This is a genomic window from Telluria sp. LT2P80, from assembly GCF_059685955.1.
This window is the reverse complement of record NZ_JCASIO010000001.1, coordinates 742349-766355: the sequence shown is the minus strand read 5'-3', so window position 1 is coordinate 766355 and position 24007 is coordinate 742349. Positions and strand designations below refer to the sequence as shown.

Genomic DNA, 24007 nt, shown 5'->3' with positions numbered 1-24007 from the left:
CCCGGTAGTCGTTGTGATTAGGGTGCGGATGGTGCGGGCGTCATTGCGTGCAGCCGGTCCGCCGCCTGCATCGGCTGGTGCAGACGCCACAGCAGGCCGGCGGCGATCGCCGACAGCAGCGCGAGCAGGGCGAAGAACGCGCCAGGGGTGAAGCGGCTCCACAGGCTGCCCACCAGGCCGGCCGCCAGGCTGCCGGAGAAGGTGACGAGGAACCACGCCGCCACCGTCGTGCTGCCCAGATGGCGCGGCGCCAGGCGGGCAAACAGGCCCAGGCCAGTCGGCAGGATGAACAGCTCGCCGATCGTCAGCACCAAAAAGAACAGCACGAGCCAGATCCAGCCCGTAACCTGGCCATTGGCGGTCCAGCCCACCGCCGCCAGCAGCAGATAGGCCAGCGCCACGATCAGCGCGCCACACGCCATGCGCCGCAGCGGTGCCTGGTCGATGCCGGCCGCCGCCCGGCGGTGCCAGTAGGCCAGCAGGGGCGGCGTGAGCAGCATCACGAACAGCGGATTGAGCGACTGGAACCAGGTCATCGGAATCAGAAAGCCCCCGGCCGCACGATCGACGCCGCTGTCGGCCCATAGCGCGACCGTGTTGCCGACCTGCTCGTAGGCGGCGCGAAACACGGTGACGGCCAGGCCGATCCCGATCAGCACCAGGATTGTTTCGCGACCCAGGCCGCGCGGTGCGTCGGTCGTCGCGGTGGACCTGGCGGGCAGGGTCTCGGACGGCAGGTAGCGCGCCCCGCCGACATAGATGGCAAGGCCGAGCAGCATGCCGATGCCGGCCAGGCCGAAGCCGTAGTGCCAGCCATACAGCTCGCCCACCGTGCCGCAGATCAGCGGCGCGAGGAAGCCGCCGATATTGATCCCGACGTAATACACGTTGAAGGCCCAGCCACGGCGCGCATCGCCGCGCGCATACAGGTCGCCGACCTGGCTTGGCAGCGTGGGCAGGAACAGCCCGTTACCGAGCGCGATGGTGGCCAGCGCCAGGTAGAACAGGGCGTCGAAGGTCATCATGAAGTGGCCGGCCGCCATGACCGAGGCGCCAATGATGATGGCGCGCCGCTTGCCCAGGACGCGGTCGGCCAGCATGCCGCCGAGGATCGGCGTGAAATAGGCGGCGGCCGTGTAGGCGCCGTAGATGAACGAGGCGTGGGCCTGGCCGAACAGCAGTTCCTTGGTCATGAAGTAGACCAGCAGCGCGCGCATGCCGTAGTACGAGAACTGTTCCCACATATTCGTCAGGAACAGCACCGTCAGGCCGCGCGGATGGCCGAACCACGTGGGCTGGATCTGTGTGCCGGTCATGCCGTGGCCTTTGCCGTGCTACCGCCCCAGACGTCGGGACCTGACCAGACATTGCCGGCAACGTACTCGACGCCCGGACGGCGATCGGCCGCCAGGAAGATCGGGCCATCCAGGTCGACGATGTCGCATTCCTGGCCCAGCACGAAGCTCGGGGCCATCGCGAGGCTCGAGCCGCCCATATTACCGACCATGACCTGCAGGCCCAGGCGTCGCGCTTCCTGCGCCATCAGCAGGCCCTCGGTCAGGCCGCCGCATTTGTCGAGCTTGATGTTGACGATGTCGTAGCGCCCGACGCTGGCGGCGATGTCGTCCAGCGACTGGATGCTTTCGTCACCCGCGAGGGGAATCGGCGAGCGCAGGCCTTCCAGGCTGGCTTCGTCACCGCGCGCCAGCGGCTGTTCGAGCAGGGCCACGTCCTGTTCCACGAGGCCGGTAATCAGCGCATCGAGCTGGCCTACCGTAAAACCCTGATTGCCGTCGACGCCGAGCCAGACCTCGGGCCGCGCGGCGCGGATCGCCGCCACGCGCGCCAGGTCGAGTGCCAGGTCGCCCGTCAGCTTGATCTTGATCGAGCGTGCCTGCGCGTGGCGCTGCGCAGTGGTGGCCATCGCCGACGGCGTGTCGGCGCCCAGCGTGAAGGTCGTGCGCAGCGGCCGTGGCGCGGTTTTGCCGGCCAGCTGCCAGACCGGCACACCGGCGCGCGCTGCTTCGAGCTCCCACAGCGCGCAGTCGACGGCATTGCGCGCGCCGCCAGGTGGCAGGATCGCGCGCAATGCGTCGCGCGTCGGGCCGGCGGCGATCGCGGCGCTGGCGCCCTCGAGCTGCGCCAGCATGTGCGGCACGTCGTCGCCCAGGTAGTACACGCCGCCGCCTTCGCCGCGCCCGCTGTGGCGGCCATCGCCCAGCGTCACGACGACGACGTTAAACGCGTCGAACAGATAGCCCGAGATGCGAAACGGCGTGGTCAAGCGCAGCTTCTCGACGGCGACCGTCACGGTGAGGCGGGCCATCAGTAGGCCACCGTCATGGACAGCAGGCCAAAGCGCAGGCAGACATAAGCGATCAGCAGTGCGGAGGCCAGGAACAGCACGCTCCACACGCGGCGCAGGCGCCCCTGGCCAGGTGCGAACGCCAGTTGCAGATTGCGCGCGCCGGCCAGCAGCGCCGCCACGAAGGCCAGCAAGCCGCCGATCTGCAGGAGCCACAGCCACGGGTCGAGCGAGGCGGTGGCATATTTGAGGCTGATATCGAACACCGACACGATGCCGACCCAGCCTGCCAGCACCGCCAGGCAGGCCGCAGCCGCAATGCGCGTGGCCAGCGCCGCCTTGCGCGCTGGTCCCGTCAACGCATGCTGCAGCTTGAAGCGGCGGCGCACGATCCAGCCGGCCGGCATGGCCAGCACCGCGAACACGAACACGGCCAGCGCCACGTACAGTGCAGGCAGCAGCCAGGCGCCGTTCTTCCCGGCCGGGACGGGTTCCATGACCATGAACGGCGACATGAAGTCCATGCTCCAGCGGACCACGCGATCGTTGACCACATGCGCCGCGAGACGGTCTTCGCCATTGCGGTCGCGCCAGACGAACGGCGCGATCTCGACCCATTCGCGGGGCCGGCCATTGGTCCCCACCATGGCCGGGATGACGAGCGCGCCCTTGTCGTCAACGGTCACCTTGACCTGGCCGAGCAGGTCGAACACGGCGAAGAAGTTGGTCTCGGCGCGGCGGCTGCTTTCCCACGAGCCGGTCATCATCCGTGCGTGCTGCGCGGCGAGCTTGGCGTCGACGCGGCCATCGGGCGGCAGGGTAGAGGGGAAGTAACGGTCCGAGAAGTCCTGGAACACGGCGCTGCGCAGCGGGTTGGAGCCGCCTTCGCGCCCGCCGCTGTTGACCGACAGGTACAGGCCGACGCCATCGTCCATGTACAGGTGCAGCGACGTGTGGAACGCTTCGGTGTCGCCCAGGTGGGCGATCACGCTGCGGCCATTGACGTTGGTTTCGAAAAAGCCCAGTTCCATGCGGTTGAGCGGTGGCAGCAGGGACGCGGGGTTGACCTTGTCCAGCGAACTGCTGTGCATCGCGTTGGCGGTGGCCTCGGACAGGATGCGGGCGCCATTGAACTGGCCTTTCTGCAGGTGCGCGATCATGAAGTTGGCCATGTCGGTGCCGCTGGCCGACAGCCCCCCGGCCGGCGCCGAGTTGACGACCTCGAAGCCTAGCGACGGTTCGCCTGGCTTGCTGTAGCCGGTGGCCGCCAGCGGCGCCAGTGCAGGCGGCAGTGGCTGGCGGAAGCTCGCGGTGCGCATGTTCAGCGGCGCGAAGATGCGCTGCTCGACGTAATCGTCGAACGACATGCCGGCGATGCGGCCGACGATGTAGCCGGCCAGCGACGTGGCGTAGTTGGAGTAGGCGGGCGTGGTGCCGGCGTCAAAGATGCGCGCCGGGACGCGTTCCTTGAGCAGTTCGCCGAGCGGGCGGATGTCCGCCTTGTCGTAGACGATCAGGTATTTCACCGACTCTTCGAAGCCGGCTGTGTGGGTCATGATCTGGCGCATCGTGACAGGCTTGCCGGCGCGCGGGGCGATCTTGAAATCGAGGTATCCGTTGATGTCGGCATCCAGATCGAGCTTGCCCTGTTCGACCAGTTGCATGACAGCGGTCCAGGTCACGAGCTTGGAGACCGAGCCGGGCCGGAACAGCGCGCGCTCGGGGTCGACCGGCGTGCGCTTGTCGACATCGGCGTAACCGAAACCGCGCGCGGTGAGAATCTGGCCGTCCTTGACCACGACAACCACCGCGCCGGGGATGTCGCTCTTGTTCAGCGCAAACGGCATGTAGCCGTCGAGCCAGGTGTCGACATCCGTCTTGTCGAGCGTTTTGCCATTGCCGGCACGCGGCGCCGCAACCAGCGTTGGCGGCGGCCCGGATGGCGGCGTCGCCGCCGGCTTGGTGCCAGCAGGCGAGGGCGGCACGGCCGGGGCCTGGGGCGCCTGCTGCGCGGCGGCGCCGGCGCTCCAGCAGGCAACGCTCATCAAGACCATCTTCAGAAATCTCATCAAGGCTCCCTATCCATACGGTTGATTGCGGTCGATCGGGCCAGCCTATAAAATAAAGCTTGATCCGAGTATTTTTCTCTGATTAGAGAAATATCTACCCAATCGGAAACCATGTCAACACTTTATGAATGCCGTCCATGACCTCTGAATCCCCGACCCTTGGCGCGTTGATCCGCGGCCTGCGCAGCCGCAAGGGGTGGACGCTGAAAGAAATGAGCACAAACAGCGGCATCCCGGTCTCCACGCTGTCGAAGGTGGAGCACGGCCAGCTGACGCTCAGCTACGACAAGCTGTACCAACTGAGCCAAAAGCTCGGCATGCGCATGTCCGAGTTATTTGCCGAAGAAGACAAGGGGGCAGACACGCCAGTGACGGCGCGGCGCAGCATCGGCGATCTGGCCAGCGCGGTGCGGGTGGAGACGCCCAACTACGACTACCACTACCTGTGCGCGGAGCTGCGCCGCAAGCGGATGATTCCCGTGATCGCGCGCATCCGCGCCAAGTCGGTCAAGCAGTTCGGGCAGCTGGTGCATCACTCGGGCGAAGAATTCACGTACGTGCTCAAGGGCGCGGTCGTGCTGCACAGCGAGTTCTACGATCCGGTGGTGCTCAGGGAAGGGCAGTCGATCTACTTCGACTCGAGCATGGGGCACGCGTACCTGGCGCCGGAAGGGTGCGACGAGGCCGAGGTGCTGACCGTGATGTCGAGCGAGGATGAGGAGCAGATGCAGGCGATCATGTCGTCGCACGTGCACGAGAACACGCACACCCCGGCGCAGTCGACGACCGACAGCGCGCCAGCGGTGGCGGCAAAGCCGGTCAAGCCCCGCAAGCGCAGCAGGCAGGATGGGTAGCCTGCTGCGCTGCGGTCATTCGTAGCGCAGGCAATCCACCGGCAGCAGGCGCGAGGCGCGCCGGGCCGGATAAAAGCCGAAGAACACGCCCACCGCCGTGGCAAACCCGCACGCCACCATCACCGCGCTGATGGTGAGATAGACCTCAAAGTCGGCAAACTTCGTGATCAGCGCCGCGCCGCCGGCCGCGATCGCGATGCCGACCAGGCCACCGGCCAGGCAGATCACCACTGCCTCGGCCAGGAACTGCATCAGCACGTCGTTGGGGCGCGCGCCGATCGCCATGCGGATGCCGATTTCGCGCGTGCGCTCGGTCACCGACACCAGCATGATGTTCATGATGCCGATGCCGCCGACCAGCAGCGAGATCGCGCCGATCAGGCCAAGCAGCAGCGCCACGCCGGCCGTGATCTTGTTGGCCGTTTCGGCGATCGTGTTCAGGTTCTGCACCCGGAAGTCGTCAGGATCGTCGACGCGGATCCGGTGCCGGCTGCGGATGACTTCCTTGATGTCCTCGATGGCGTCCGTCATCGCCACCCCGGGCCGCCCCTGCGCATTGATGTAGTGGACGTTCTGCGGAAACGGCGACTTGACCAGGTTGGCGCTGGCCGCCGTGATCGGCACGAGGATCTGTTCGGCCAGGTCGGTGCCGTCGGTCTGGCGACCTTCGCCGGCCAGCACGCCCACCACCTGGAACGCGACGTTCTCGATGCGCAGAAACTGGCCGAGCGGGTCGGCGCGGTAAAAGAACTGGTCCGCCACCTTCTGCCCGATCACCACCAGGCGCGCGCTGGCGCGCACGTCGCTTTCGCTGAACAGCGTGCCCTGGTCGACTTTCCAGTTGCGGATCGTGAACATCGCCGGCGTCACGCCCATGACCATGCTGCTGGCGTTCTCGTTGCCGGCGGTGACCTTGAAGCTGCCCTGCAGCGCCGGCGCGGCGCCGGTCAGGCTGGGTAGCGCATTGAGTGCTTCGGCATCGTCCAGCGTCAGCACCGCGACCTTGCCTTCACGGGCACGCTGGGCGGCCGTGCGGTCCCCCCCCGGCATCACGTAGACCATATTCGTGCCCAGCATCTGCAATTGCTTGCCGATGAAGCGCTGCATGCTGTCGCCCAGTGCCAGCAGCAGCACGACCGACGCGATGCCGATCACGATGCCCAGCATCGTCAGGGCAGTGCGCAGCCGGTTGGCTGCCATCGAACGGAACGACTCGATCAGGACCTGGACCAGGTTCATCGCGCTACTCCGGCGTGGCTGCTTGCCAGTTGCAGGCCTTCGGCCGCCGGGCCGTCGTACAGCACGCGGCCATCCTTCAGGCGCACCAGACGCCGGCTGTAGGCAGCGACATCGGGTTCGTGCGTCACCAGCACGATCGTGATGCCGCGCTCGCGGTTCAGGGTGCCGAAGCTGGTCATGATGTCGTCGCTCGTATGGGTGTCGAGGTTGCCGGTGGGTTCATCGGCCAGCAGCAGCGGTGGATCGGTCACCAGTGCGCGCGCGATCGCCACGCGCTGCTGCTGGCCGCCCGATAGCTGGCTTGGCGTGCGTTTGGCAAATTCGCCCAGGCCCACGCGCTCGAGTTCCTGCACCGCGCGCGCCTGCGCCTTGGCGCGGCCCATGCCACCATAGATCAGGGGCAGGGCGACGTTCTCGGCCACGCTCATGCGCTTGATGAGATTGAAGCTCTGGAACACGAAGCCGATCGTGCGGTTGCGGATGTCGGCCAGTTCGGCACGGCCCAGCGTGCGCGTGTCGACGCCATTGAGCAGGTAGGTGCCGCCGGTGGCCTGGTCGAGGCACCCGAGGATGTTCATCAGCGTCGATTTGCCGGAACCCGACTGGCCCATGACCGAGACGAAGTCGCCGTGCTCCACGCGCAGGTCGACGCCGTGCAGTACCGGGGTTTCGACTGCGCCGCTCAGGTAGGTCTTGACCACGCCGCGGATGTCGATCAGCGGCCCTGTCATGGATTCTCCGGTGTGACCAGCGAGCGGGTGACGACGCGGTCGCCCGGCTTCAGGTCGCCCGACACGACTTCGGTATAGCGGAAGTTCGACAGGCCGGCGCGGATGTCGACGGGCTGCGGGTGGTTCATCGCGTCCAGCTTGTAAATCTTGAACATGCGCGTGGTGTCGCTCGCGCTGCGGAATGCGACGTCGTCGTCCTTGACCGGCGCTGGGGTGGCCGCAACGGCGGCCGGCTTGGCGTCCTTGTTGCGCTTGCGCTCGGCCTCCTGCTCTTCTTCCGACAGCCGGAAGCGCAGCGCGGTGGTCGGGATGCGCAGCACGTCCGGGCGGTTTGCCACCACCAGCCGCACCTGCGCCGTCATGCCGGGCTTGAGCAGTTCGTCGACGTTGTCGACGTCGAGCACCACGTTGTACGTGACGACGTTCTGCACGACGTTCGGCGCGAGGCGGAACTGGCGCATGGTGGCGGCGAACTCGCGGTCGGAATAGGCATCGACGACGAAGCGCGCCGGCAGGCCGTCCTTGAGCTGGCCGACGTCGGCTTCGGATACGCTGGTATCGATCTGCATCTTGGTCAGGTCTTGCGCGATCTGGAACAGGTTCGGCGTGTTGAACGACGCCGCCAGGGTCTGGCCCAGGTCGATCGTGCGCTTGATGACGACGCCGTCGATCGGCGAGCGGATCACGCTGTTGTTCAGGTCCGCCCTGGCGCGGTCGTGCTGCGCCTGCGCCAGCGTCAGATTCGCCTGGGCGACCTGCATCTCGCGCTTGGACTGGTCGAGCGCGAGGCCGGACAGGAAGTTCTGCGCCACCAGCTGCTCGTTGCGCTCGAACGTGGCCTGGGCCAGGCGCAGGCTGGCGCGCGCCGACGCGATATTCGCTTCGGCCTGGCGCACCTGGGCATTGAAAATGGTCGGCTCGAGCTTGAGCAGCACCTGGCCTTTTTTCACGCGGTCGTTGAAGTCGGCATTCAGCTCAGCCACGGTGCCCGACACCTGCGAGCCGACATTGATCAGCGCGACCGGATTGATGGTGCCGGTGGCGGTGACGGTCTGGTTGATGGCGCCGCGATCGACGACGGTGCTGCGGTATTGGGATGGTGGTACGGCGTCGTCCTTGCGCTTGACTACGGCAACGGCGACGGCGACAGCGGCGAGGACGGCAACGGCGATGACAACGCGCTTCCTGGTGAAGATGTTCATTGTATGTATGCCAGATAAATACCAAGTAAAGGCCGAGTTTGATGCACCGGTGCGCGAATGGCAATGCATGGCGCATTGGCAGGCCTGAATTTGGCGGCGAAGCCCCGCCAATTTTGGAAAAAGGAGGGCGCCGATCCGCTAGAATGACGTATTCCCTTTTTACCGAAGCATCATGACTCAAGACGAACTGAAACAAGCCGTAGCGCGCGCCGCCATCGATTACGTGGTCGAGGGTGAAATCATCGGCGTGGGCACCGGCTCGACCGCCAACTTCTTCATCGACGAACTGGCGAAGATCAAGGACCGCATCAAGGGCACCGTTGCGTCGTCCGAAGCCACGGCAAGCCGCCTGCGCGGCCACGGCATCCCGGTGTTCGACCTGAATGACGTCGAATCGATGGCGGTCTACATCGACGGCGCCGACGAAATCAACGCGCAGGGCGCGATGATCAAGGGCGGCGGCGCCGCGCTCACGCGCGAAAAGATCGTCGCGTCGGTGGCCAAAAAATTCGTCTGCATCGCCGACGGCTCCAAGCTGGTCGAGACGCTGGGTGCATTCGCGCTGCCGGTCGAAGTGATCCCGATGGCGCGCGCGTCGGTGATGCGCCAGCTGGCGGCACTGGGTGGCCAGCCGAAGCTGCGCCTCAAGGCCGGTACCGATCAGGCGTTCATCACCGACAACGGCGGTGAACTGATCGATGTGGCGGGTCTGAAGATTACCGATCCGGTGGCGCTGGAAGAAAAAATCAACCAGATCGTCGGCGTGATCGCCGTTGGCCTGTTCGCCAAAGCCGGCGCCGATGTCTGCCTGCTCGGCACGGCGGACGGCGTCAAGACCCTGTCGCTGTAACCGGAAACCCGACCATGAATCATGCGCTGCTGCTGTCCGCTCCTTCGCTCGCTGCCTTGCTGGCAGGTTGCTCTGTCTTTGGCAGTTCGATCAATTTGTCCGAGCCTGCCGTTGTGGCGCCGGCGGCGTCGACCGACGTGACAGCAATCCAGCGTACGCCGTTCAAGGTCGGAGAATCGTCGCACACGGTCGAGAAGCTGGCCAAGGCGCAGGCCTGCACCAGCATGCAGGGCGCGGGGCTGGTGACCGAGCCGGGACCGATCGAGGTCTACCGGATGCAGTGCCAGAATGGCCAGGTGTTCATGGCGCGCTGCGAGCTGCGCCAGTGCAAAAAGATGTAAGACACCAGGCGTAAAAAATCCCGCTCGCGGCCAATGCCCCGAGCGGGATTTTTTTTACGTACAGCGCGCGGGGTGCTTACACCGGTGGCGGCACGTAGCCCATCGCCTGGTCGGCGCCTTCGCCAAAGAAATGCTTCTCCAGTTGCGTCGCCAGGTACTTGCGCGCGCGGTCGTCGGCCAGGTTCAGGCGGTTTTCGTTGATCAGCATGGTCTGATGCTTGAGCCATGCCTGCCAGGCTTCTTTCGACACCTGCAGGTACAGCTTCTTGCCCATCTCGCCGGGGACCGGTGGGTAATCCAGGCCTTCGGCTTCCTTGTTCAGTTTGATGCAGTGGACGGTGCGGGCCATCGAGTACTCCTGTTATTCGTTCGGTGATTCGGTCGTTAAGACGCGTATTATAAAGTCTTGATCAAGACCTGTGAGCGGCGCTGCCAGTTGTACATGTGCTGCCGGTCTTTCGGCAGGTCGTCCACCGTGGCCGGCACGAAGCCGCGCTTCTTGAACCAGTGCGACGTGCGCGTGGTCAGCACGAACAGCTTGGTCAGGCCAGCCGCGCGGGCGCGGTTTTCCATGTGCTTGAGGATGCGCTCACCGTCGCCCTGCGTCTGCGCGTCCTGGCTCACGGTCAGGCAGGCCATCTCGCCCATCTTCGATTCGGGGAACGGATACAGCGCGGCGCAGCCGAAGATCACGCCATCGTGGTCGATGACGGAGAACTGGTCGATCTCGCGTTCGATCAGCTCGCGGCCGCGATACACCAGCGTGCCGTCGGCTTCGAGTGGCTCGATGAGCTTGATAATTCCGCCAACGTCCTCAATTGTGGCCTGACGCAGGCTTTCGAGGTTCTCGTGGCTGATCATCGTGCCCACGCCATCGTGCGTGAAGACCTCGAGCAGCGCCGAGCCGTCCATTTCGAACGGAATGATGTGGGCGCGATCGACGCCGGCATTGCAGGCCTTGATCGCATGCTCCATGTAGAACGCGGCCGAGTCGGATAAAAAGCCCGCCTGCAGCACGGCTTCGGCCATGTGCGACGACAGCTCGCGGATCTCGGTGCCGGCCGCGTCGACGATCATCGGCGTTTCGGTAATGAAGATCAGCTTGTCGGCGTGCAGCGCGATGGCGGCCGATGCGGCAACGTCTTCCAGCGTCAGGTTGAAGATTTCGCCGGTGGGCGAGAAACCCAGCGGCGAGAGCAGCACCAGGTTGTCTTCGGTCTGCAGGATCGGGTGGATTTTTTCAGCGGCGATCTTGCGCGTGACGCCCGTGAGTTCGAAGTCGACGCCGTCGATCACGCCAAGCGGGCGGGCGACGACGAAGTTGCCCGAGACGATGCTGATCTGGGCATTGGACATCGGCGTGTTGGGCAGGCCCTGGCTGAAGGCGGCTTCGATATCGAGACGCAGTTCGCCGGCGGCTTCTTTCGCGCATTCGAGGGCGGCGGTGTCGGTGACGCGCACGCCGTTGTGAAAGCGCCCCTCGACGTTACGCAGTTCGAGCTGTTCGGCCACCTGTGGACGCGAGCCGTGCACCAGCACGATCCGGATGCCCAGGCCAACCAGCAGTGACAAGTCCTGCGCCAGTACTGGTAGTGCGCCGGCAGCAACGAGCTCGCCGGGGAAGGCGACCACGAAGGTCTTGCCGCCGAATGCGTGAATGTACGGCGCGACCGAGCGCAGCCACTGGACGAATTGGGTAGGAGTTTCCATTTGCCGCATTATAATTCGCTGCGCGATGTGCGCACCAAAACCTTGTAAAAATCAATGTCTGAACAGAGTAACAAGCCTTCGCAACGACCGGCGCGCGCCGTAGACGCCACTTCCAATGCCACTGCGGCCCCTGCACCTGCCCAGCCACGTCCACGCCGCGCGCGTGGCGAGGGGCAGCCACGCCAGCAGCGGCCGCACCGCGAGGATGTGCCACGCGAGCGCAATCCGCTGCCGCCGATTACCTTTCCCGAAGACTTGCCAGTCTCGGGCCGGCGCGCTGAAATCGCCAGGGCGATCCAGGAAAACCAGGTCGTCATCGTCTCGGGCGAAACCGGTTCGGGCAAGACGACCCAGCTGCCGAAGATCTGCCTGGAGCTGGGCCGCGGCAGCAATGGCCTGATCGGCCACACGCAGCCACGACGGATCGCCGCGTCGTCCACCGCCAAGCGCATCGCGCAGGAACTGGGGACGCCACTGGGCGAGCACGTGGGCTTCAAGGTGCGCTTCAACGACACGCTGCAAAAGGGCGCGTCGGTCAAGCTGATGACCGACGGTATCCTGCTGGCCGAAACGCAGACCGATCCGCTGCTGCGCAACTACGACACGATCATCATCGACGAGGCGCACGAGCGCAGTCTGAACATCGACTTCTTGCTCGGCTACCTGAAGCAGCTGATGCCGCGCCGGCCGGACCTGAAGATCATCATTACGTCGGCGACGATCGACGCCGAGCGCTTCGCGCGCCACTTCGGCAAGGGCGATGGCGCCGACTTGAAACCGGCGCCGGTGATCGAAGTATCGGGTCGCCTGTATGCTGTGGAGGTACGTTATCGCGCGGTCGATCGTGATCCGGTCGTGGGTGTTAATACGCCCAAGCCCGGCGAGACGCCGAATCTCGCGCCAAAGGCACAAGCCGCGCGCGACAAACGCGACCTGATGGATGCGGTGGTCGACGGCGTCGATGAAGTGTGCCGCCTGGGGCAGGGCGACGTGCTCGTGTTCCTGCCGGGCGAGCGCGAAATCCGCGATTGCGCCGAGGCGCTGCGCAAGCACCATCCGCCGCATGTCGAGATCCTGCCGCTGTTCGCGCGCCTGTCGGTCGAAGAGCAGGATCGCGTGTTCCGCACGACGAATGCGCGCCGCATCGTGTTGTCGACCAACGTGGCCGAGACGTCGCTGACCGTGCCGGGCATTCGCTATGTGGTCGACACGGGTCTGGCGCGTGTAAAGCGCTACAGCTTCAGGAACAAGGTCGAGCAGTTGCAGGTCGAGCCGATCGCGCAGTCGGCCGCCAACCAGCGCGCGGGCCGTTGCGGCCGCGTGGCCGATGGCGTCTGCATCCGCCTGTTCGAAGAAGACGATTTCCTCAAGCGTCCCAAATTTACCGAACCCGAAATCCTGCGCTCGTCGCTGGCCGCCGTCATCCTGCGCATGAAGGCGCTGCGCCTGACGGACGTGGAGACCTTCCCGTTCATCGAGGCGCCGCAGGGCCGCGCGATCGCTGACGGCTACCAGCTGCTGCAAGAGGTTGGTGCGGTCGACGACACCAATGAACTGACGCCACTGGGCCGCAAACTGGCCAAGCTGCCGCTCGACCCGCGTGTGGGCCGCATGATTCTCGCCGCGCTCGACAACGGCTGCCTGACCGAGATGCTGATCGTGGCCTCGGCTTTGTCAACGCAGGACCCGCGCGACCGTCCCATCGAGTACCAGCAGCAGGCCGACGAGAAGCACAAGAAGTTCGCCGACGAGCGCTCGGAGTTTCTGAGCTACCTGAAGATCTGGGCCTGGTTCGAAGACGCGATCGAGCACAAGAAAACCAATCGCCAGTTGCAGGAAAACTGCCGCGCCAACTTCCTGTCGCAGGTGCGCCTGCGCGAGTGGCGCGATGTGCATTCACAGCTGCTGACGATCGTGCGCGAGCAGGGCTGGCGCCTGAACGAGTCGCCGGCGACGTACGAACAGCTGCACATCTCGCTGCTCACCGGCCTGCTGGGCAATATCGGTTTCAAGGCCGAGGACGAGCAGGCCGGCATCTATCTGGGCGCACGCGGCATCAAGTTCCACATCTGGCCCGGCTCGACGCTGGGCAAGAAGGCAGGGCGCTGGATCATGGCGGCCGAACTGGTCGAAACGACGCGCCTGTATGCGCGCACGATCGCGCAGATCCAGCCGGAGTGGGTCGAGAAGGTCGGCGCGCACCTGCTGAAAAAATCGTGGGGCGAGCCGCGCTGGGAGAAAAAGCAGGCGCAGGTCACGGCGCTCGAACGCGCGACGCTGCACGGCATCGTCATCTACGGCGCGCGCCGCATCAACTACGGCCAGCGCAATCCGACCGAGGCGCGCGAGATCTTCATTCGCGACGCGCTGGTCGCGGGTGACTATGAAACGCGCCTGCCGTTCTACATCCACAACCACAAGCTGGTGAAGGACATCGAGAACCTCGAGCACAAGTCGCGCCGCCAGGACGTGCTGGTGGACGACCAGCTGATCGCGGCCTTCTACGACAGCGAGATCCCGCGCGACATCGTCAATGGCGCCGGCTTCGAGAAGTGGTACAAGGACGTCGCGCGCGAGAACCCGAAGCTGCTGTACCTGAACCGCGAAGAACTGATGCGGCACGAAGCGGCCGGCATCACCACCGAGTTGTTCCCGAAGACGATGACCGTCACCGGCATCGAGATGGGGCTGTCGTACCACTTCGAGCCGGGCAGCGTGCGCGATGGCGTCACGCTCGCCGTGCCGCTGTTCGCGCTGAACCAGATTCCGCAGGAGCGCGCGGCGTGGCTGGTGCCGGGCATGATCAAGGAAAAGGTGCATCTGCTGCTCAAGTCGTTGCCGCAAAAGCTGCGCCGTCACTGCGTGCCGCTGCCGGACTATGCGGCCAAGTTCGTCGAGCGCATCCACGCGGCCGGCACGTTCGGACGGGGCGACCTGATCGACGTGCTGATCGCCGACGTGCGCGCGCAGACCGGCACGCTGGTGCTGACGGCTGACTTCAAGATCGAGACGCTGCCAGCGCACATGTTCATGAACTTCAAGGTGATCGACGAGCATAGTCGCCAGCTGGACATGGGCCGCAACCTGGCCACGCTGCAGGCCGAGTTGGGCGGGCAGGCGCGCGAGAGTTTCCAGAAGATGGCCGAGTCGGCGCCGGCATCGAGCAGTTCGCTCGCGCGGCTGGCGCGGCCTGGCGCAATTGGTTCCGGCGCAGCGGCTACTGCTTCTGCTGCACCCGCCGCGGCGCCAACGGCCAAGGGCAAGGGCGCCCAGCCGGCCGCGCCGGCGGTGGCCTCGGCCAAAGGTGCATCGACGAGCAGCCAGCACACGGGCCTGACCGCCTGGACGTTTGGCGACTTGCCCGAGCTCCTGGAGATCAACCAGGGCAAGCTGACGCTGATCGGCTTCCCGGCGCTGGTCGACAAGATCACGCACTGCGATCTGGAAGTCTTCGACGACCCGAACGTGGCGGCGCGTACGCACCGCGTGGGCCTGCGCCGTCTGTTCGCGCTGCAGTTCAAGGAGCAGCTCAAGTTCGCCGAGAAGAACATCCCCGGCCTGCAGGGCATGGGCATGCAGTTCATGAGCCTGGGTTCGCAGGAAGACTTGCGCGACCAGATCGTGGCCAAGGCGATCGACATCGCCTGCCTGCAGGATCCGCTGCCGCTCAATGCGGCGCAGTTCAACGCGCGCCGTGACCAGGGCAAGGGCCGCATTGGCCTCTTGATCAACGAGGTGGCGCGCCTGGCGGGCCAGGTGCTGGCCGAATTCCACGGCATGCCCAAGCGCGTGCAGACCCTGCCGCAGGCAGTGTCGGCGGACATCATGGGGCAGTTGCAGGCGCTCGTGCACAAGCGCTTCATCGCGGACAACGAGTACAGCCAGCTGGCGCACTTCCCGCGCTACCTGAAGGGGATCAACGTGCGGCTGGAGAAGCTGCGCGGTAATCCGACGCGCGATGCGCAGCTGATGGCGGAGTGGCAGTCGGCAGCAGCGCAGTTCCAGCGCACACTGAAAAACATGGGGTCGAAGAACAACGATCCGCGCATGATCGAGTTCCGCTGGATGCTGGAAGAGTTGCGGGTGTCGCTGTTCGCGCAGGAGCTGAGAACGCCGATGCCGGTGTCGGCCAAGCGCTTGCAGAAGGTGTGGGAGTCGATGCAGCGGTAATGACGGTGCATGGTTGACAGCTTGGTTGACAGCTTGGTTGTCAGCCTGGCGCAGCCATGCAGCGTCGTCGTTCAGTTACCCGATATTGCTGCCCCGGATCCGGCTCAGATCGTCGTCGTCGCCCAGGTTGCCGGCGCGTGGATCCAGGCTTGCGCCCGAGCCCTGATTGAGCGACGAGTTGCTCATGCTGCTGCCCGATCCGGCAACACTCGCCGAACCGGTCGATCCTGCGCCCATGCTCGAGCCCATTGCGCCGCCGGCGTAGGTGCTGCTGCCGGTGGCCGCGCCGCCCATGCCAGCCGTTGGCACACCCGGGCCCATGGTTGGTGCGCCCGAACGCTGCGGGTCGGTGCCATAGAAATCGTGGACGTCGCCGGCCCAGATCGAGTCAGCCATGTCGGGCCACGCGTCCTTGTCGAAACCGGGCGCGGATTTCAGGCGGTCTTTTTCGATGCCCAGCACGAAACGTTTGTTGACCGTGTCGAGGTGCAGCGCCTGCCATGGCACGGCGAACAGTTTTTCGCCCATGCCCAAAAAGCCGCCGAAGGCCAGCACGGCGTAGGCGACCTGACCGGTCTGCATGTCGAGCATGATTTCCTTGATCTCACCAAGGTCTTCTTCGTTGGCATTGACAACATTTTCGCCAATCAAGGTATCAGCCCCCATCAGCGATGGTCCCGGACCTGCGATGGAGCTGTCCTTGTACATGCCATATTTGTCGCGATCTGCGTAGCCCATATGTTCCTCCATGTGACGTTGTGAACAGTGCCCGCGGCCAACCCGATCTGGACCAACCGTCGCCCTGTCACGCCATGGTAGGACGCTATTGGATTGGGGCGCGCGCGCCAGCGCTTCGGGCCGGGTGCATTCTCTGGCGATGGCAAAATGCAACAAACAATACTAATGCGTTGCGGAAATACTATTTTTACCGGTTTGCCCTGGAACGATCGGCTACATTGACGGATCGACAGGAATACGTTAATGGCAATTCTCATCCCATCACTCAGCGCCTGCACGGCGCGCATGACCTCTGGTGAACGGCGCTTCGCTGTGCGCCTCGAAGACAAACTCGAAGATGACTATCTGTGCTGGTATGACGTGAGCATCGGCGCGCGCAACCAGCATCCCGACTTCATCGTGTTTCATCCTGCACGCGGCTTGCTGGTGCTGGAAGTAAAGGACTGGCGCCTCGGCACCCTGGTCAGTATCGACAAGCAGCACGCCGTGATCGTTACCGATGCGGGTACCAGGCAGGTCTTGAATCCACTGGAGCAGGCGCGCCAGTATCTGTACGCCGTCACCAACAAGCTGGAAGGCGATCCGATGCTGATCTGGCCATCGGGTAGCTTGAAAGGGAAATTCTTCTTTCCCTATGGTTGTGGGGTCGTGCTGAGCAATATCACGCGCAAGCAATTTGACGATGGCGCGTTGGGCGAGGTTCTTCCGGCGCACCTCGTTATTTGCCAGGACGAGATGACGGAGAGTGTGGACGACGAAGCGTTCCAGGCGCGGTTATGGGGGATGTTCCCGATCAAGTTCAAGATGAAGCTGTCGTTGCCGCAAATTGACCGTGTGCGCTGGCATATGTTTCCTGAAGTGCGTATTGGCGTTCAGGCCGATCCGTGCGAAGAACACGGCCAGATCAGTACGGAAATCCCGGACCTCATCCGTGTCATGGACCTGCAGCAAGAGCAGCTGGCGCGCAGCCTGGGTGAAGGGCATCGCGTGATTCACGGCGTGGCGGGTTCGGGCAAAACGCTGATCCTGGGTTATCGCGCCGAGCACCTCGCAAAGCTGAGCCAGCGGCCGATTGCGATCCTTTGCTACAACAAGACCCTGGCAGCCAAGCTGGCCGCCATGATCGAGCAAAAAGGGTTGGGCGATAAAATCGTGGCCATCAATTTCCACGCGTGGTGCATGCGCCAGCTTGACACCTATCACGTCGACAAGCCCGCTAAATCAGCCGATCTGGATGCTTATTTCGAGGCGTGCATCGATAGCGTGATCCGGGGCGTGGACAGCGATCTGATTCCCCGGGGGCAGTACGACGCCGTACTGATCGACGAGGGGCATGACTTCAAACCGGCCTGGTTCAAGCTGATCGTTCAAATGGTCAATCCTGAAACCAAATCGCTGCTGGTCTTGTACGACGATGCACAGTCGATTTATCACACGGCAAAGAAGCTGAAATTCTCGTTCTCGAGTGTTGGCGTGCATGCAGCAGGGCGCACCACCATCCTGAAACTCAATTATCGGAACACGGCTGAAATCCTGGCGGTGGCGCGCGCCTTTGCCGCCGAGCTGCTCACCGCGCACAATACCGAGGATGATGAAGCGCCGACGGTCCAGCCGATGAGCACAGGCCGGCATGGTCCGAAGCCGATTCTGGTGCAACTGCCAAGTCTGCAGAAAGAAGCTGAATTCCTGGCCGATAAACTCGTTGCGGCCAGCAAGACCGGCACGCCATGGGGCGAGATGGCGCTGATCTATCGGCGTTATGGCGTCGGTAAAGTGCTGGCCGAGGTATTGCAGCGTCGCGACATCCCGTTTCAGTGGCAGCAGGCAAAAGGCGCGGCCTATTCGCCGGTACACGACAGCGTCAAGCTGATCACCATGCACAGCAGCAAGGGGCTGGAGTTTTCACTGGTGGGCATTCCCGGCCTTGGCGCCGAGTTGAAAGAAGAGGACATCGTCGAGGACGAGGCGCGCCTGCTGTATGTGGCGATGACCCGCGCCACGCATGAGCTGGTAATGACGTGCGATGGCATCACACCCCACACAGACAAGCTCAAGCGCGCAATGACGGTGCTGGAAACAATGTAAGTGTTGCGTAATCGCACGTCATGGAGCGGCCTGATGCCAGCAGGTAAGACTATGCGAACCAGCGTACAGAAGAGCTAAACGGCAATGGTTAATCTGCAAAGCAATACTTTGGAGAACAATCATGACCGTCACCTCACGCTGCAACAACGCGGGGCCGCTGGGCCGCCGGATCCCGACCCGCCCATTCGCAGCGCTGCTGGTGCGTCTGCTGCGCCGTCGCTGAGCACGCAAGTTGACTAGTCCACCCGGTGAGACCGGGTGGACATGCTAGTAGGCGCTTACGGCTGCCCGCCGCCACCTGCCACGCCATACACATGGCCGGTGGTGTAGCTCGATTCATCCGACGCCAGCGTGACGTAGGTCGCCGCCAGTTCGGCTGGCTGGCCTGGACGCTTCATCGGCGTGTCTTCCCCGAACTTTGCGCGGCCCTCCGGTGAATTGCCGCCCGCCAGTTGCAGCGGTGTCCATACCGGGCCCGGTGCTACCGCGTTGACCCGAATCCCTTTTGAGGCCATCTGCTTGGCCAGCGACTTGGTGAATGCCACCTCGAACGCCTTGGTCGACGCATAGTCGAGCAGTTTTTCCGGCGGATCGTAGGCCGTCTGCGACGACGTGTTGATGATCACGCTGCCTGGCTTCATGTGCGGAATCGCTGCCTTGGTGATCCAGAACACCGCATACACATTGGTCTTGATCGTCCAGTCGAACTGTTCGCTGGTGATGTCGAGGATCGAATCGTGGTTCTGCTGGCGCGCGGCATTGTTGACCAGGATGTCCAGGCCGCCGAGTTCGCGCACGGCGGTTTCCACCATCTTCTTGCAGAACGCTTCATCTCGGATATCGCCCGGCACAGCCACGGCCTTGCGGCCGGCGTCACGGATCAATTGCATCACTTCGCGTGCATCCGGCTCTTCGGCCGGCAGGTAGCCGATCGCCACGTCCGCGCCTTCGCGCGCATACGCGATCGCGGCAGCGCGGCCGATGCCCGAGTCGCCACCCGTGATCAGTGCCTTGCGGCCAGCAAGGCGGCCACTGCCGCGATAGGTGGTTTCGCCATGGTCAGGGCGCGGTGTCATCTTGCTGGCCAGGGCAGGCCATGGCTGATCCTGATTCGGAAACGGTGGACGCGGATAGCGCTTGGCCGCTTCGCGCGCGGCGCCGGCGGCCGGCTGGTTGCCGCCCGCGGCTTGCTGGGCCAGGGCCGGTACGGCAGCGGCCGAGGCGGCGACGCCGGCGGCCACGGTGCCGACGAATCGGCGGCGCGATGGCGCCATGTCTTGCGTGGTCTGGTTCTCGACCTTCTTGTCTTCCGAATGCATGCTTGCTCCTTGAATGTGGTGGCAGGGTGCCGGTAGCGGTCACAATGTTGATAAAGATGTTAGTCGTTATCGAAAAGTCATGGTGTTCGGTAGCGGTGGAGCAATGTCTTGTGAGGGAAGTCAAAGACGCCTGAACGAAAACAGGGCGCGAGCTTCATCGCGGTGATGAAAACTGAACTGGCGGGCCAGGCAGGTGTCGAACTCCGACTGTAACAAGGGAGCCCGCCGTGACATCGTTCAGATTCGTGAAATCAGGCCCGCGTCGCGCATTGCTCGACCATCCCCGGCCGGCAAGGGCGATGGCGGTCCCGCACCAGCAGGGCAGCCTTGAGCGGCTCGCGGCTCTCATCGCAGACAGCAGGTCGACGCAACGCTGCTGCCCGCATTGCGCTAGCCGGCAACTCAACCGGCATGGCCAGGCCAATAACCGCCAGCGCTTTCGCTGCCGCCAGTGCCGCCGGACATTCAACGACCTGACCGGCACCCCGCTGGCGCGGCTGAGATTGCGCGACAAGTGGCTCGATTACATTGTCATGCTGCGCGAAGCCAGATCAGTGCGCGCAGCGGCGGCCCAGGTTGGTGTGCACAGCAATACCGCGCTGCGCTGGCGTCACCGCTTTCTGGACGAGACTGATAAAGAACGGTTGTGGCCCACTGACAAAGTTCGCCGCACACTGAAAAAGGCCACCACGAAGCAATGACGTTCGCCGCGACAGCCAGGGAATCCCGGTGCGTGCGTCATGAGGACGTGGTCCGGGCAGCGGCGCCAGTGCACTGCGCCGGAGTCGCTTGCCGCACCGTTGCCGTGGTATCGGCATGCAGATTGACCTCGAGTCTGTCGCAGCTCGCAGCGATATGGCTGGTCATGGCATAAATCAGGGTTGCCATGCCGGTCATTTCGAGTCCTTCTTCCGCCATGACAAGCAGGTTGTAGAGCAGACTGTCACCCTAGCTTTCCATCACACTGCCATTGATCAGTTCCATACCGAGGCAACCGCTGAGGAACAGGCCTGCCGCCAGCAGCATTCGACGGCGCGTGGCAGGCGGCAACCGCAACATGAATTTGAGGAAGAACAGCGAGGCCGTGAACACGCCTATCAGGCCCGGCACGACCCAGCTGTAATACAGCAGTCCGAGTTGTGCGCCATTTGCCGGATCGGAGCCCCCCAGCATCGCGCGCACCGGCCCGGTCATTTTTTCATGTACCTGAAAGCATTCGTCGTAAGACAAGAACAGGAAACCGACTGCCAGGACGGTCCAGTAGATGGCGTCCCGGTCACCGCGGTTTTTCGCGTCCAGAGCAATTAAGGCAAACAGCGCGGCGCTGCACAGTCCGAGGCAAACCGAGAAAAATGTCGGAAGATTACCTTCGGCGTCGACATTAAAAAGGGGAACCAGTCCATGGACGACATCGTGTCCGAACCCCAGTCGCAGGACAAGGCCTGCCGCGTGTGCGCACAGCAGACAAATGATGATCGTGCCCAGGAAGTGGGCAATCGAGCGGGGACTGCCTGATAAGCGAAAGTCGGGCATGTTGTTTTCTCCAAAATGATCGCCGAGGAATTTCTGTTTAAATGGCAGGAACTGCACACTTTTATGACAGGACGATGACAACGATGTTGTGGAGATTACATTAATATTTCGACATCGTAAATAATATATTTTTTGTATTTTTTTTGGGAGGATAAGGCGCTGGCAGGCAACCTGCCAATACACCAGGGCACTGCGCTTGATACGGTAAGCAAAATGCGGACGTAAAAAAACGGGTGACCCGGCAAAGCCGCGTCACCCGTTTTCAGGGCATTACCGAGTCACTGACAATCAGTCGACGGTCGCGCCGCTGTCTTTCACGACTTTCGACCACTTGGTGGTTTCAGCCTGGACGAACTTGGCGAAGTTCTCAGGCGTGTCGCCCACGTACTCGGTGCCGGTGTCGGCCAGCACGCGCTGGAAGTCAGGCGACTTCATGACCTTCTGCGTTTCGGCGTTGATCTTGTCGACCACGGCCTTCGGCGTCTTGGCTGGCACGAACATGCCATACCACGCATACGATTCGATTGGCAGGCCGGCTTCGGCGAAGGTTGGTACATCCGGCAGCAGCGGCGAACGCTTGTTGCCCGAAATGGCGATTGGCTTGACCTTGCCGCTCTTGATGTGCGGCATGATCGCGATGGTGCTGTCGAACATGATCGGAATGTGGCCGCCCAGCAGGTCGGAAATCGCCGGCGCCGAACCCTTGTATGGGACGTGAACCATGTCGAGCTTGGTCACGCCGCGGAAGATTTCACCGGTCAGGTGTTGCGGGGTACCGTTACCGGCCGACGCATACGAGAACTGGCCGTTCTTCGACTTGATCAGGGCCAGCAGTTCCTTGACGTTCTTGGCCGGGACCGATGGGTGGGCAACCAGCACCAGCGGCGCGCGCAGCAGGTTGGTGACCGGGATCAGGTCGGTCGCCGGGTTGAACGCCATTTTCTTGTACAGGCTCGGGTTGATCACGATTGGTGCGCTCGAGGTGATCAGCATGGTCTGGCCATCGGCCTTGGCGCGGGTGACCGCTGCCGAACCGATATTGCCGCCGCCGCCGCCACGGTTATCGATGACGAACGACTTGCCCAGCGCGGTCGTCAAGCCTTTGGCCAGCGGGCGCGCCGCGATGTCCGACGGGCCACCTGCCGGCCATGGCACGACGACGGTCACGGTGTCGCTTGGCCAGGTTTGGGCGAAGACGCTGGTAGAAAGAACGGTTGCCGCGAGAGCAAAGACAAGGGTTTTTCCGCTGGATGGGAAGACGCGCATGGTGTTGTCACCTCTATATAGTTGATTTGTTCCGATAACCTGCTGAGGCGATTCTACACGAAGGGTCATGCCGGTTGCGTCATCGCAGGTGTAATCTTTTGTTTCTATGTGGGAATTTCTTACAACAGATTATGGCGTGGTGCCAGCCTTGGGCAGCCCGGTGCTGGCTTCCCACACGACGGTCGGCGTCCAGCCGGTGGCCAGCAGCGTGGCCTGCATCACGGTGGCGGCGTTGTCCCTCGCGGTATTCAATATTGTTGGCTGGCTGCACGCGGCCTGCACCGCTTTCTGCGCCGTGGCCAGTACGTTGTTCATGGCCGTGGTGCGCGTTTGCGCCGATGGAATGAACGCCTGCAAGCCCTGGTCGGTGATCGCATAGAAGTACGAGCCGCCCTTGGCGCGCGGTTCGTGGTTGATGCGCGCCTGCAGGGGCGAGGGCGCCGGCAGCACGACCGTCAGCGTGCGCGCCGTGTTGTCGATGTCTTCGTAGCGCGCCTGGCGCAGGTCGGTGGCCAGCGTGCAGTCGCCGCGCGCGACCAGCAGCACGCGGGTGCTGCCAAGTCGGACTTCCCATTGCGACCACGGGATGTCCACGGCATTCGGCTGCGTGAATTCGATCACGTCCGAATAGTTCATCTTGAGCGACACCAGATGCCCCATCTTCTCGAGCGACACCAGCGGCGGCGGTGCGGGCGCTTCGTCGGCCGGGCGCTTGATGAGCGCGAAGGTAATGGCGGCAGCGAGGACGGCGACGAGCAGGATGGGCAGGTGTTGCGATGGTTTCATGGGCGGCAGGGGCGGGTGCGTTGGCGGAGTCGGCGGCCAGTCTATCCGATCCTGTGGATGGCTGTCGTTCACCGGTGTGCCGTTGCCGCCTGCGGCATAATCACGTGATTACAGGAGGAACCCATGCCAGGTCTTACCGATGCCGCTGTTCTCGACGCGTGGTCGCGCAACGTCGACCCCTGGACCACCGCCGTGCGGGGAGGTGAGATCGAAACCCGCATGCTGGTCACCAATGCCGCCATCGTCGATGCGGTGCGCAGCCTTGATCCGGCCACCGGCGTCGATCTCGGTTGCGGTGAAGGCTGGCTGGTACGCGCGCTGCCGGGCGTGGCGATGGTCGGTGTCGATGCGATTGCCGCGCTGGTCGAGAAAGCCAATGCCGCTGGCGGCGGCGACTTTTGCGTGCTGTCGTTCGAGCAGATCGCGCAGGGCCAGCTGGCGCTGGCAGTCGATGTCGCAGTCTGCAATTTCTCGTTGATCGGCAACGAGGCGGTCGATGGCCTGCTGCGTGCGGCGCCAACCTATCTGCGCGAGGGCGGCTCGCTGATCGTGCAGACCGTGCATCCGCTCATGGCGTGCGGCGATGCGCCGTATGTCGACGGCTGGCGCGCTGGCAGCTGGGCAGGCTTTTCCAGCGACTTCGCCGATGCGCCGCCGTGGTACTTCCGCACGATCGCGGGCTGGGTCGCGCTGTTCGCAGCAAACGGGTTGCGCGTCACTGCGATGCGCGAACCGCTGCATCCCCATACCGGCAAGCCGGTCTCAGTGATCCTGATCGGGCAGCTGGAAGCGTGATGCGTCGATCGACC

Annotated in this window: 20 protein-coding genes; 7 read left to right on the top strand and 13 right to left on the bottom strand. The window is 63.8% G+C overall.

What is annotated here, in order from left to right; translation table 11 throughout:
- Positions 1-17: 17 nt before the first annotated feature.
- From AC56LW_RS03385 to AC56LW_RS03375, 3 genes are read right to left on the bottom strand one after another with little or no spacing between them, the layout of a single operon-like run.
- Positions 18-1316, bottom strand: coding sequence for a peptide MFS transporter (locus AC56LW_RS03385; protein ID WP_499631624.1), 1299 nt, complete (start codon positions 1314-1316; stop codon positions 18-20).
- The gene (locus AC56LW_RS03380) at positions 1313-2326 is read right to left on the bottom strand and encodes a dipeptide epimerase (RefSeq protein ID WP_499631621.1); all 1014 of its coding nucleotides are present in this window, start codon (positions 2324-2326) and stop codon (positions 1313-1315) included. The genes AC56LW_RS03385 and AC56LW_RS03380 overlap by 4 nt, the downstream gene beginning before the upstream one ends.
- Positions 2326-4374, bottom strand: a complete 2049-nt coding sequence (locus tag AC56LW_RS03375; RefSeq protein ID WP_499631618.1) for a serine hydrolase domain-containing protein — start codon at positions 4372-4374, stop codon at positions 2326-2328. The genes AC56LW_RS03380 and AC56LW_RS03375 overlap by 1 nt, the downstream gene beginning before the upstream one ends.
- Before the next feature lie 137 nt (positions 4375-4511).
- Here AC56LW_RS03375 and AC56LW_RS03370 point away from each other — a divergent pair, with 137 nt between their 5' ends.
- A complete protein-coding gene (locus AC56LW_RS03370) occupies positions 4512-5228 on the top strand; it encodes a helix-turn-helix domain-containing protein (RefSeq protein ID WP_499631615.1) in 717 nt (238 codons plus the stop codon).
- A gap of 15 nt (positions 5229-5243) precedes the next feature.
- On the opposite strand, the gene AC56LW_RS03365 is transcribed toward AC56LW_RS03370, so the two are convergent.
- From AC56LW_RS03365 to AC56LW_RS03355, 3 genes are read right to left on the bottom strand one after another with little or no spacing between them, the layout of a single operon-like run.
- Positions 5244-6467: an ABC transporter permease gene (locus AC56LW_RS03365; protein WP_499631613.1), complete on the bottom strand. Its 1224-nt coding sequence runs from the start codon at positions 6465-6467 to the stop codon at positions 5244-5246.
- On the bottom strand, positions 6464-7198 hold the full coding sequence (locus AC56LW_RS03360; RefSeq protein ID WP_499631610.1) for an ABC transporter ATP-binding protein: 735 nt from the start codon (positions 7196-7198) through the stop codon (positions 6464-6466). The genes AC56LW_RS03365 and AC56LW_RS03360 overlap by 4 nt, the downstream gene beginning before the upstream one ends.
- Entirely contained in the window at positions 7195-8400 is a 1206-nt protein-coding gene (locus AC56LW_RS03355; RefSeq protein WP_499631607.1) for an efflux RND transporter periplasmic adaptor subunit, read from the bottom strand. The genes AC56LW_RS03360 and AC56LW_RS03355 overlap by 4 nt, the downstream gene beginning before the upstream one ends.
- A 172-nt stretch (positions 8401-8572) precedes the next feature.
- Between AC56LW_RS03355 and rpiA the strand changes: the two genes are divergently transcribed.
- Together rpiA and AC56LW_RS03345 are read left to right on the top strand one after the other, a co-directional pair.
- Positions 8573-9250: a ribose-5-phosphate isomerase RpiA gene (gene rpiA / locus AC56LW_RS03350; protein WP_332531414.1), complete on the top strand. Its 678-nt coding sequence runs from the start codon at positions 8573-8575 to the stop codon at positions 9248-9250.
- Between the two features lie 14 nt (positions 9251-9264).
- Positions 9265-9591 carry a hypothetical protein gene (locus AC56LW_RS03345; RefSeq protein WP_499631605.1) on the top strand — a complete coding sequence of 109 codons (327 nt, stop codon included), beginning with the start codon at positions 9265-9267 and terminating at the stop codon, positions 9589-9591.
- Between the two features lie 76 nt (positions 9592-9667).
- Here AC56LW_RS03345 and AC56LW_RS03340 read toward each other — a convergent pair whose 3' ends face one another.
- Positions 9668-9940, bottom strand: coding sequence for an oxidative damage protection protein (locus AC56LW_RS03340; RefSeq protein WP_183555634.1), 273 nt, complete (start codon positions 9938-9940; stop codon positions 9668-9670).
- 47 nt (positions 9941-9987) lie between these two features.
- Entirely contained in the window at positions 9988-11301 is a 1314-nt protein-coding gene (gene argA, locus AC56LW_RS03335; RefSeq protein WP_332531416.1) for an amino-acid N-acetyltransferase, read from the bottom strand.
- A 54-nt stretch (positions 11302-11355) separates the two neighbouring features.
- On the opposite strand from argA, the gene hrpA reads away from it, so the two are divergent.
- Complete coding sequence (hrpA, locus tag AC56LW_RS03330) at positions 11356-15471, top strand: ATP-dependent RNA helicase HrpA (protein ID WP_499631602.1); 4116 nt, start codon at positions 11356-11358, stop codon at positions 15469-15471.
- Positions 15472-15546: 75 nt separating this feature from the next.
- Here hrpA and AC56LW_RS03325 read toward each other — a convergent pair whose 3' ends face one another.
- Positions 15547-16209 (bottom strand): PRC-barrel domain-containing protein, encoded by a 663-nt coding sequence (locus AC56LW_RS03325; RefSeq protein ID WP_499631599.1) that lies wholly within the window; start codon positions 16207-16209, stop codon positions 15547-15549.
- A gap of 243 nt (positions 16210-16452) precedes the next feature.
- Between AC56LW_RS03325 and AC56LW_RS03320 the strand changes: the two genes are divergently transcribed.
- Positions 16453-18294, top strand: a complete 1842-nt coding sequence (locus tag AC56LW_RS03320) for a DEAD/DEAH box helicase (RefSeq protein ID WP_499631596.1) — start codon at positions 16453-16455, stop codon at positions 18292-18294.
- Between the two features lie 278 nt (positions 18295-18572).
- On the opposite strand, the gene AC56LW_RS03315 is transcribed toward AC56LW_RS03320, so the two are convergent.
- Positions 18573-19613 (bottom strand): SDR family oxidoreductase, encoded by a 1041-nt coding sequence (locus AC56LW_RS03315; RefSeq protein WP_183555629.1) that lies wholly within the window; start codon positions 19611-19613, stop codon positions 18573-18575.
- Between the two features lie 227 nt (positions 19614-19840).
- On the opposite strand from AC56LW_RS03315, the gene AC56LW_RS03310 reads away from it, so the two are divergent.
- Positions 19841-20314: a transposase gene (locus tag AC56LW_RS03310; RefSeq protein WP_499631593.1), complete on the top strand. Its 474-nt coding sequence runs from the start codon at positions 19841-19843 to the stop codon at positions 20312-20314.
- Positions 20315-20561: 247 nt separating this feature from the next.
- Here AC56LW_RS03310 and AC56LW_RS03305 read toward each other — a convergent pair whose 3' ends face one another.
- From AC56LW_RS03305 to AC56LW_RS03295, 3 genes are all read right to left on the bottom strand, one after another.
- Positions 20562-21203, bottom strand: coding sequence for a DUF8692 domain-containing protein (locus AC56LW_RS03305; RefSeq protein ID WP_499631590.1), 642 nt, complete (start codon positions 21201-21203; stop codon positions 20562-20564).
- A 231-nt stretch (positions 21204-21434) separates the two neighbouring features.
- Positions 21435-22412 carry a Bug family tripartite tricarboxylate transporter substrate binding protein gene (locus AC56LW_RS03300; RefSeq protein WP_258835240.1) on the bottom strand — a complete coding sequence of 326 codons (978 nt, stop codon included), beginning with the start codon at positions 22410-22412 and terminating at the stop codon, positions 21435-21437.
- A gap of 129 nt (positions 22413-22541) precedes the next feature.
- Positions 22542-23198, bottom strand: coding sequence for a DUF4230 domain-containing protein (locus AC56LW_RS03295; protein ID WP_499631587.1), 657 nt, complete (start codon positions 23196-23198; stop codon positions 22542-22544).
- A 123-nt stretch (positions 23199-23321) separates the two neighbouring features.
- Here AC56LW_RS03295 and AC56LW_RS03290 point away from each other — a divergent pair, with 123 nt between their 5' ends.
- Entirely contained in the window at positions 23322-23993 is a 672-nt protein-coding gene (locus tag AC56LW_RS03290; protein ID WP_499631585.1) for a class I SAM-dependent methyltransferase, read from the top strand.
- The last annotated feature ends 14 nt before the right edge of the window (positions 23994-24007 follow it).